At 30.2% G+C, this 1429-nt stretch carries 2 protein-coding genes; both read left to right on the forward strand.

The window, feature by feature from the left end; translation table 11 throughout:
- Positions 1-43: 43 nt before the first annotated feature.
- On the forward strand, positions 44-562 hold the full coding sequence (locus B0A66_RS21190; RefSeq protein ID WP_089051846.1) for a transposase: 519 nt from the start codon (positions 44-46) through the stop codon (positions 560-562).
- Positions 559-1395, forward strand: coding sequence for an IS3 family transposase (locus B0A66_RS21195; RefSeq protein WP_244283570.1), 837 nt, complete (start codon positions 559-561; stop codon positions 1393-1395). Before B0A66_RS21190 ends, B0A66_RS21195 begins: the two co-directional genes overlap by 4 nt.
- Positions 1396-1429 lie beyond the last annotated feature (34 nt).

Genomic DNA, 1429 nt, shown 5'->3' on the forward strand with positions numbered 1-1429 from the left:
TGAACATGCCCCAAAAAGTTAGACACTATTTGGGGCATTTTTTATGGAAAGAAAAGCAAAGTATGACTACGCATTTAAGTTAGAATGTGTAGAATTGGTTTTAAAGAAGCATTATTCAGATAGATATGTTTCAAAATTAAAACAGACTGCAAGGTGGAATATTCGTAAGTGGGTCAGTTTTTATAAGGCATATGGTAAAATTGGTTTATTGCCACGAATGAATCAAAGCTATTCAGCCAAATTTAAGCTAAAAGTGCTCAATATCATAGAAAAGGAATCTCTTAGCTTAATGCAGGCTGGTATAAGATTTAATATTCCTGATATTTCCATAGTTTTAAAATGGAAAAAAGATTTTGCTAACTTTGGACTAGTAGGATTACAACCAAAACAAAGAGGCAGACCCGTATCGATGAGTAATAATAAAGGCAAAAAAAGTAAATCAGAGAAACCCCTGACAAGAGAGCAGGAACTGCTAAAAGAAAACGAAAGACTTCGCTGTGAGAATGAATTGCTAAAAAAGCTGCAAGCCTTAATTCAAGCCAGGAAAAATCCAAAGCCATAAACGAATTAAGGCATAAATTTGGTTTGGAATTACTTTTGAACCTTGCAAATATGGCACGTAGCAGTTTTTATTATCATCAAAAACAAAGTAAGTCACCTGATAAATATAAAGAAATTAAAGAGTTGATTAAAGTCATTTATCACACACATAAAGGGCGTTATGGTTACAGAAGAATAACCGATGAATTACAAAACAGAGGAATGGTTATCAATCATAAAACAGTTCTTAGATTGATGAATCTATTAGGGTTAAAAAGTGTTATTAGATTAAAAAAGTATAAGTCTTATAAAGGTGAAAATGGTAAAATAGCTCCAAATATACTAGAACGAAATTTTAAAGCAAAAGCTCCAAATCAAAAATGGGCAACTGATATAACAGAGTTCAATGTAGCTGGAAACAAATTATATTTATCACCAATCATTGATTTATTTAATCAGGAAATAATCAGCTATGAACTCACAGAGAGACCAGTGTTCAATCAAGTGGTTATGATGCTGAAAAAGGCCTTTAGAAAAATACCAGATAATACAAATTTAATACTTCATTCAGACCAAGGCTGGCAATATCAAATGAATCATTACCAACTTTTATTAAAACAAAAAGGAATCACACAAAGCATGTCAAGAAAAGGAAACTGCCTAGATAATGCAATTATTGAAAACTTCTTTGGAATATTAAAATCTGAAATGTTTTACACCCAAAAATTTAAATCAATAGAACAATTAAAAAAAGAAATTAATAAGTATATAATATATTACAATAACGAAAGAATTAAATCAAATTTAAACAAAATGAGCCCGATAAAATATCGAGCTCATTATTATCAAACTTAATTATAAATTTGTCCAAACTTTTGGGTGCAGTCTA

It is taken from the genome of Flavobacterium hercynium, assembly GCF_002217285.1.
Taxonomy (GTDB): domain Bacteria; phylum Bacteroidota; class Bacteroidia; order Flavobacteriales; family Flavobacteriaceae; genus Flavobacterium; species Flavobacterium hercynium.